Origin of the sequence: Sphaerotilus sp., assembly GCF_041083715.1 — a bacterium.
Taxonomy (GTDB): domain Bacteria; phylum Pseudomonadota; class Gammaproteobacteria; order Burkholderiales; family Burkholderiaceae_C; genus Sphaerotilus.
The window spans coordinates 1-7,378 of sequence record NZ_JBFPGY010000269.1; the positions used below are offsets into that span (position 1 = coordinate 1).

Below are 7,378 nucleotides of genomic sequence, written 5' to 3' on the forward strand. Positions count from 1 at the left end.
GGCCAGCACCGCCGGCTTGGTGGCCGCCAGCACGCAGTCGAGTCGGCGCAGCACAGTGAACGGCAAGATGACGCGGCCGTATTCGCTCTGTTTGTAGTCCCCTCGCAGCAGGTCGGCGACCGACCAGATGAAGGACGACAGGGCTTGGTGGTTCAAGATCGTTTCTCCCGCGCGCAGATGGCATTGTTTGCAGCATTCTCACCGACCGTGATCGGCCCAGGATCCTGGGGCCGCGGTGCATGCGCACGCCTGAGGCGGGGTAGTGCCATATGGTGTAGATCAATGTGGATAGATGTAGCTCAGAACTTGTAGGTTTTGAGCCAACCGAAAAGACAGGCCAAATTTTGGATCAAAAGATACATATTCGCATTTATGAGCTTGGCACATAATGCACATACATCTTACGAGCCAAAACATGACCGTCCACATCGCCTACGCCCGTTGCTCTACCGCCGGGCAATCCGTCGAAAGCCAACTGCATGCGCTCGCGAAGGATGCAGGCATCCCCGAGTTCAGTCGGTTGTTCACCGACGAAGGCGTCAGCGGCGCCACCATCGCTGCTCAGCGGCCCGGCTTCGCAGCCCTGCTGGCCTATGCGCGAGATGGCGATGTCGTACACGTGGCCGCGCTGGATCGCCTGGGGCGTGATGCCATCGATGTACAACAGACAGTCCGTGATCTGATCGCCCGCGGCGTGCGCCTGGAGGTGGTAGGCGTCGGAACCATCGGCAAAGGCGTGGGCGAGGTCATCGTCGCGGTACTGGCTCAACTTGCAGCCCTGGAGCGAGACCGCATCAAGGAGCGCACAGCCGCCGGAAGGAATGCTGCGCGTGCATCATTGGCGGCCACCGGGCTGACCCATCGCGGCAAAGCCAGTCTCGGCCGGCCCCAGTCTGTGGACCCTGCCGAGGTTCGCAAGTGGCGAGTGGAGAACGAGGCCAGCATCGCGGCAACGGCAGATCACTTCGGAGTGTCTACCGCCACTGTCAAGCGGGCCTGCAGCAAGCGCTGCTGAACCGCGTCAGAGGATATATTCGCTATCCTTCGGGCACCCAAGGGAGACAAAGCCGATCCGCGGAGCGTGATCTTGCGTGTTTGTGTTTTCCATGGGCCCGATTGTGCCGTCAGCCGTTCGTCCTGACTGCCAAGGGGGAGTGAAACTGGAACCGATGCGGCGCCACCCCTCGACGCTCCGGCCGCAGTCGAAACACCCCACCCGCCGCTGGCTCGCCGCGCAGTTCCTCCGCGGTCAACCCGGTCCGCGCCGAGGTCACGAACAACGCGTCCATCCCTGCGCCGCCGAACACCGGGCAGGTGATCTGACTCGCCGGCAACGCCAGCCGATCCGTCTCGTGCCCGTTTTCGTCGTAGCGAACGACGCAGTGGCCACGCCACTGTGCGTTCCACAGCCCACCTTCGGCATCGACCGTCGAGCCATCCGGATAGCCTTCGTGCGCCCCGAGCTTCACGAACGGCCGCGGCTCGCCCAGGCGGCCGTCGGCGTGGTAGTCGACGCACCAGATCTGCCGGGTCGGCGAGTCGGTGAAGTACATCCGCGTGCCGTCCGGACTGAAGGCGAGGCTGTTGGCGACGCCGATCTTGGGCAGCGGCAGACGCTCGACGTTCAGCGCCGCGTCGATGCGGTAGAAGTGGCCGATCGGCGCTTCGTCGGGCGTCTGGTTGTAGATGCCGACGACGAAGCGCCCCTGCGGATCACAGCGGCCGTCGTTCAGGCGCGTCGTCGGGTTTTCCGGCTCGACCGGCACGATCGGTGTCAGCAACGCGCCGCGCTCCAGATCGAACAGCGCCACCCCCGATTCCAGCGCGAGCAGCAAGCGCCCCGGCGCTTCGCAGAACGCGAAACTGCCCAGCCGCTCCGGCATCGGCCAGACCCGCACCGCGCCGTCCACCGCCCGCCACCGGCTGAGCGTCGAGGACTGGATGTCGGTCCAGTACAGCGCCTGCTCGACCGGGCACCACAGCGGCCCTTCGCCGAGCCTGGCCTGCGCGTTCACCAGCAATTCCGCGTTGAGCTTGTCCATCAGACGATTCCCGCGTCCACTTGAAAATCATGCGCCGTGCACAGCGCGCTGTCGTCCGCGGCCAGGAACAGCGCCATGCGGGCGATGTCGGCCGGCATCAGCGGCTGGTCGATGCACTGCAGCCGCGAGATGTCCGCCTTTGCCGCGTCATCGACCCACAGCCGCAACTGCTTCTCCGTCATCACCCAGCCCGGCACCAGCGTGTTGACGCGGATGTTGTCGCGCCCCAGGTCGCGCGCCAGTCCGCGTGTCAGTCCCTGCACCGCCGCCTTGGAGGCGGTGTAGGCCGGCATGCCGCCTTGCTTGAGCATCCAGCTGATCGAGCCGAAGTTGACGATCGAGCCGCCACCGGCCGCCCGCATCCCCGGCGCCACCGCCTGCGCGGCAAAGAACTGGTGCTTCAGGTTGACCGCCACGCCCCGGTCCCAGGAGGCGGAGGTGGTCGACTCGATGCTGTGGCGCACGTCGTTGGCCGCGTTGTTCAGCAGCGCCAGGATCGGCCCGCAGGCAGCGGCGACCGTGGCGATGGCCGCCTGCAGTGCGTCGATGTCGGTCAGGTCGGCGTGGACGAAGACGGGCGCGTGGCGGGAGGTGGGCACCAGTTCGGCGGCCAGCGCTTCGCCGGAGGCGGCATCGAGATCGATGAAACCGACACGCGCGCCCTGTGCCGCGAACTCGCGCACCAGCGTGGCGCCGATGCCGGTGGCGCCGCCGGTGATGAGCACCGAGCGGTCGGTCAGGCTGGGATAGGTGGCGTAGCGGGACATGGATGATGTTGGTGAAGTCATGTAGTCATACTAAATTTGCGGATGAACCCTGCATTGAGGGTTTTTACCGGGATCAATGGAAATAAAGTCATACTTTAATTCGATCACTGTCACTTCCGAGTCTCGATGGCCATGACGTCGTCCCCCCGCAAGCTCCGCTCCGCCGAATGGTTCGGTACGGTGGACAAGAACGGCTTCATGTACCGCAGCTGGATGAAGAACCAGGGCATCCCGGACCACGAGTTCCAGGGCAAGCCGATCATCGGCATCTGCAACACCTGGTCCGAGCTGACGCCGTGCAACGCCCATTTCCGCGAGCTGGCCGAGCGGGTGCGGCGCGGCGTGTTCGAGGCGGGGGGCTACCCGGTCGAGTTCCCGGTGTTCAGCAACGGCGAGTCCAACCTGCGCCCCACGGCGATGTTCACGCGCAACCTGGCGAGCATGGACGTCGAGGAGGCCATCCGCGGCAACCCGATCGACGCGGTGGTGCTGATGGTCGGCTGCGACAAGACGACGCCGGCGCTGCTGATGGGCGCGGCGAGCTGTGACGTGCCGGCGATCGCGGTGTCGGGCGGGCCGATGCTCAACGGCAAGCACCAGGGGCGCCACATCGGCTCGGGCACCGCCGTGTGGCAGTTGTCCGAGCAGGTCAAGGCCGGCACGATCTCGATCCACGAATTCATGTCGGCCGAGGCGGGCATGTCGCGCTCGGCAGGCACCTGCAACACGATGGGCACCGCGTCCACGATGGCGTGCATGGCCGAGGCGCTCGGCGTCACGCTGCCGCACAACGCGGCGATTCCGGCGGTCGATGCGCGGCGCTACGTGCTGGCGCACCTGTCCGGGATGCGCATCGTCGAGATGGTCAAGGAGGATCTGCGCCTGTCGAAGCTGCTGACCCGCGAGGCGTTCGAGAACGCGATCCGCACCAACGCGGCGATCGGCGGCTCGACCAACGCGGTGATCCACCTGAAGGCGATCGCCGGGCGCATCGGCGTCGAGCTGGCGCTGGAGGACTGGACCCGCGTGGGCCGCGGCACGCCGACGATCGTCGATCTGCAACCCTCCGGGCGCTTCCTGATGGAAGAGTTCCACGACGCGGGTGGCTTGCCGGCGGTGCTGCGGCGGCTGGGCGAGGCGGGTCTGCTGCCGCATCCGGACGCGCTCACCGCCAACGGCCGCACGCTGTGGCAGAACGTGCAGGACGCGCCGCAGTGGAACGACGAGGTGATCCGGCCGCTGGACAAGCCGCTGGTGGCCGATGGCGGGATCTGCATCCTGCGCGGCAACCTGGCGCCGCGGGGTGCCGTGCTCAAGCCGTCGGCGGCGACGCCCGCGCTGCTGCAGCACCGGGGCAGGGCGGTGGTGTTCGAGAGCCTCGAAGACTACAAGGCGCGCATCGCCGATCCCGATCTGGTGGTGGATGCGCAGTCGGTGCTGGTGCTGAAGAACTGCGGCCCGCGCGGGTATCCCGGCATGGCCGAGGTCGGCAACATGGGCCTGCCGCCGAAGCTGCTGGCGCAGGGCGTGACGGACATGGTGCGGCTGTCGGATGCGCGCATGAGCGGCACGGCCTACGGCACCGTGGTGCTGCACGTCGCGCCGGAAGCGCGGGCGGGCGGGCCGCTGGCGGTGGTGCAGGACGGCGACTGGATCGAGCTGGACTGCGCGGGCGGGCGGCTGCACCTGGAGGTGTCGGACGAGGAGCTTCAGGCGCGTCTGGCGGTCTGGGCCGAGACGCGCCAGCCCATCCCGGCCGATGGCAGCGGCTACCGCAAGCTCTACGTCGAGCATGTGCTGCAGGCGGACGAGGGCTGCGATTTCGATTTTCTGGTCGGGTGCCGCGGGGCCGAAGTGCCGCGCCACTCGCATTGAGTGCGCTCTGACCGCGCATTGAGGCTGCACCGATGACGTTTTCCGCCCGCAATCCCCGCCACGTCGGCGTCTACCCGGTCGTGCCGACCACGTTCACCGCGTCCGGCGAGCTGGACCTGCCGAGCCAGCTGCGCTGTGTCGATTTCATGATCGACGCTGGCTCGAACGGCCTGTGCATCCTGGCGAACTTCTCCGAGCAGTTCGTGCTCTCGGACGCCGAACGCGAGACGCTGACCAGCACGATCCTTGAGCACGTCGCCGGCCGCGTGCCGGTGATCGTGACGACGACGCACTTCAGCTCCCGCATCTGCGCCGAACGCAGCCGCCGGGCGCAGGAGCAGGGCGCTGCGATGGTGATGGTCATGCCGCCGTACCACGGCGCCACGCTGCGCGTGTCGGAAGGACAGATCCACGCCTTCTACCGCACCGTGTCCGACGCGATCGACATCCCGATCCTGGTGCAGGACGCGCCGATCAGCGGCACCGCGATGTCCGCCGACTTCCTCGCCCGCATGGCCCGCGAGATCGCGCAGGTGGCGTATTTCAAGATCGAGACGCCCGGCGCCGCATCGAAGCTGCGCGAGCTGATCCGGCTCGGCGGCGACGCGGTGGAAGGTCCCTGGGACGGCGAAGAGGCAATCACGCTGCTGCCGGATCTGGACGCCGGCGCCACGGGCGCGATGACCGGCGGCGCCTATCCGGACGGCATCCGCCGGATCGTCGATGCCTACCGCGAAGGTCGCCGCGAAGAGGCGGTGGCGCTCTACACGCAGTGGCTGCCGCTCATCAACTACGAAAACCGCCAGTGCGGCCTGCTGGCCTGCAAGGCGCTGATGCAGGAGGGTGGCGTGATCGCCTGCGAGGCGCCGCGCCACCCGCTGCCCGCGATGCACCCCGACACCCGCGCTGGTCTGATCGAGACGGCGCGGCGGCTCGATCCGCTGGTGCTGCGCTGGGGCCGCTGAATTCCAACCCGCTGAGCCCGGCTGGCTCGAATGACGACAGGAGACAACGATGAATCGCAATCTGAATCTGACCCGCAGGCTGGTGGTTGCCGCTGGTGTGGCGGCCATGTTCGCCGTGACGGGCATGGCCCAGGCACAGGACAAGGGCAGCGTGGGCGTGTCGATGCCGACCAAGTCCTCGGCCCGCTGGATCTCCGACGGCGACAGCATGGTCAAGGTCCTCAAGGACAAGGGCTACAAGGCGGACCTGCAGTACGCCGACGACGACATCCCGAACCAGCTCGCCCAGATCGAGAACATGGTCACCAAGGGCGTGAAGGTGCTGGTGATCGCCGCGATCGACGGCACCACTCTCTCGAACGCGCTGCAGAAGGCGGCCGACAAGGGCGTCAAGGTCATCGCCTACGACCGCCTGATCAAGGGCAGCAAGAACGTCGACTACTACGCCACCTTCGACAACTTCCAGGTTGGCGTGCTGCAGGCCGGCTCGCTGGTCAAGGCGCTGAACCTGGCCGGTGGCAAGGGCCCGTTCAACATCGAGCTGTTCGGCGGCTCGCCGGACGACAACAACGCCTTCTTCTTCTACGACGGCGCCATGTCGGTGCTCAAGCCCTACATCGACAGCGGCAAGCTGGTGGTGCGCTCCAAGCAGATGGGCATGGACAAGGTCGGCACGCTGCGCTGGGACGGCGCCGTCGCCCAGGCCCGCATGGACAACCTGCTCAGCGCCTACTACGGCAACGCCCGCGTGGACGCCGTGCTGTCGCCGTACGACGGCCTGAGCATCGGCATCCTGTCGTCGCTGAAGGGCGTCGGCTACGGCACGCCGAAGCAGCCGTACCCGTTCGTCTCGGGCCAGGACGCCGAAGTCGCCTCGGTCAAGTCCATGCTGCGCGGCGAGCAGTATTCGACCGTGTTCAAGGACACGCGTGAACTCGCCAAGGTCACCGGCGGCATGATCGACGCGATGCTCAGCGGCAAGAAGGTCGAGATCAACGACACCAAGACCTACAACAACGGGGTCAAGGTGGTGCCGTCCTACCTGCTCAAGCCGGTCAGCGTGGACGTGACGAACTGGAAGCCGATCCTGATCGACAGCGGCTACTACAAGGAAAGCCAGATCAAGTAAGCGCGGGGAGCCCCCCTCCCGGCCTCCCCCCGCTGGGGGGAGGAGGAATACATGACGAGACCCACCCCGTGACAACGATCCTAGAGATGCGCGGCATCACCAAGCAGTTCCCGGGCGTCAAGGCGCTCGACAATGTGAACCTGCGCGTGCGGGCCGGCGAGATCCACGCCGTGGTGGGTGAGAACGGCGCCGGCAAGTCCACGCTGATGAAGGTGCTCAGCGGCGTGTACCCGCACGGCAGCTACAGCGGCGAGATCGTCTACGACGGCCAGCCGCGGGCCTTCGCCGGCATCGCCGACAGCGAGCACGTCGGCGTCATCATCATCCACCAGGAGCTGGCGCTGGTGCCGCTGCTGTCGATCGCCGAGAACATCTTCCTCGGCAACGAGCCGGCGCGGCGCGGCGTGATCGACTGGCAGGCGTGCCATGTGCGCACCCGCGCCCTGCTCGACAAGGTGGGGCTGGCCGAGTCACCGACGACGCTGATCGACGACCTCGGCGTGGGCAAGCAGCAGCTCGTGGAGATCGCCAAGGCGCTGTCGAAGGAGGTGAAGCTGCTCATCCTCGACGAGCCGACCGCGAGCCTGAACGAGACCGACA

At 66.8% G+C, this 7,378-nt stretch carries 8 protein-coding genes; 5 read left to right on the forward strand and 3 right to left on the reverse strand.

What is annotated here, in order from left to right; all coding sequences use genetic code 11:
• Positions 1 to 156, reverse strand: a 156-nt coding sequence (locus tag AB3X43_RS12155; RefSeq protein ID WP_369430123.1) for a type I restriction-modification system subunit M N-terminal domain-containing protein, incomplete at its 3' end; no start/stop codon positions are given.
• A gap of 259 nt (positions 157 to 415) precedes the next feature.
• Here AB3X43_RS12155 and AB3X43_RS12160 point away from each other — a divergent pair.
• Complete coding sequence (locus AB3X43_RS12160) at positions 416 to 1,015, forward strand: recombinase family protein (RefSeq protein WP_369430116.1); 600 nt, start codon at positions 416 to 418, stop codon at positions 1,013 to 1,015.
• 109 nt (positions 1,016 to 1,124) lie between these two features.
• Here AB3X43_RS12160 and AB3X43_RS12165 read toward each other — a convergent pair whose 3' ends face one another.
• Together AB3X43_RS12165 and AB3X43_RS12170 are read right to left on the reverse strand one after the other, a co-directional pair.
• Entirely contained in the window at positions 1,125 to 2,042 is a 918-nt protein-coding gene (locus tag AB3X43_RS12165; protein WP_369430117.1) for an SMP-30/gluconolactonase/LRE family protein, read from the reverse strand.
• Positions 2,042 to 2,830 carry an SDR family NAD(P)-dependent oxidoreductase gene (locus AB3X43_RS12170; protein ID WP_369430118.1) on the reverse strand — a complete coding sequence of 263 codons (789 nt, stop codon included), beginning with the start codon at positions 2,828 to 2,830 and terminating at the stop codon, positions 2,042 to 2,044. Before AB3X43_RS12170 ends, AB3X43_RS12165 begins: the two co-directional genes overlap by 1 nt.
• A 111-nt stretch (positions 2,831 to 2,941) precedes the next feature.
• On the opposite strand from AB3X43_RS12170, the gene AB3X43_RS12175 reads away from it, so the two are divergent.
• From AB3X43_RS12175 to AB3X43_RS12190, 4 genes are all read left to right on the forward strand, one after another.
• A complete protein-coding gene (locus tag AB3X43_RS12175; RefSeq protein ID WP_369430119.1) occupies positions 2,942 to 4,684 on the forward strand; it encodes an IlvD/Edd family dehydratase in 1,743 nt (580 codons plus the stop codon).
• A gap of 32 nt (positions 4,685 to 4,716) precedes the next feature.
• Positions 4,717 to 5,649, forward strand: coding sequence for a dihydrodipicolinate synthase family protein (locus tag AB3X43_RS12180; RefSeq protein ID WP_369430120.1), 933 nt, complete (start codon positions 4,717 to 4,719; stop codon positions 5,647 to 5,649).
• 106 nt (positions 5,650 to 5,755) lie between these two features.
• On the forward strand, positions 5,756 to 6,778 hold the full coding sequence (gene chvE, locus AB3X43_RS12185; RefSeq protein ID WP_369430125.1) for a multiple monosaccharide ABC transporter substrate-binding protein: 1,023 nt from the start codon (positions 5,756 to 5,758) through the stop codon (positions 6,776 to 6,778).
• A gap of 68 nt (positions 6,779 to 6,846) precedes the next feature.
• A partial coding sequence (locus AB3X43_RS12190; protein ID WP_369430122.1) for an ATP-binding cassette domain-containing protein occupies positions 6,847 to 7,378 on the forward strand: 532 nt, incomplete at its 3' end.

Coding starts and splice junctions, on each gene's coding strand:
- AB3X43_RS12160 (WP_369430116.1), top strand. CDS start 416: ATGACCGTCCACATCGCCTACGCCCGTTGCTCTACCGCCGGGCAATCC.
- AB3X43_RS12165 (WP_369430117.1), bottom strand. CDS start 2,042: ATGGACAAGCTCAACGCGGAATTGCTGGTGAACGCGCAGGCCAGGCTC.
- AB3X43_RS12170 (WP_369430118.1), bottom strand. CDS start 2,830: ATGACTTCACCAACATCATCCATGTCCCGCTACGCCACCTATCCCAGC.
- AB3X43_RS12175 (WP_369430119.1), top strand. CDS start 2,942: ATGACGTCGTCCCCCCGCAAGCTCCGCTCCGCCGAATGGTTCGGTACG.
- AB3X43_RS12180 (WP_369430120.1), top strand. CDS start 4,717: ATGACGTTTTCCGCCCGCAATCCCCGCCACGTCGGCGTCTACCCGGTC.
- chvE (WP_369430125.1), top strand. CDS start 5,756: ATGTTCGCCGTGACGGGCATGGCCCAGGCACAGGACAAGGGCAGCGTG.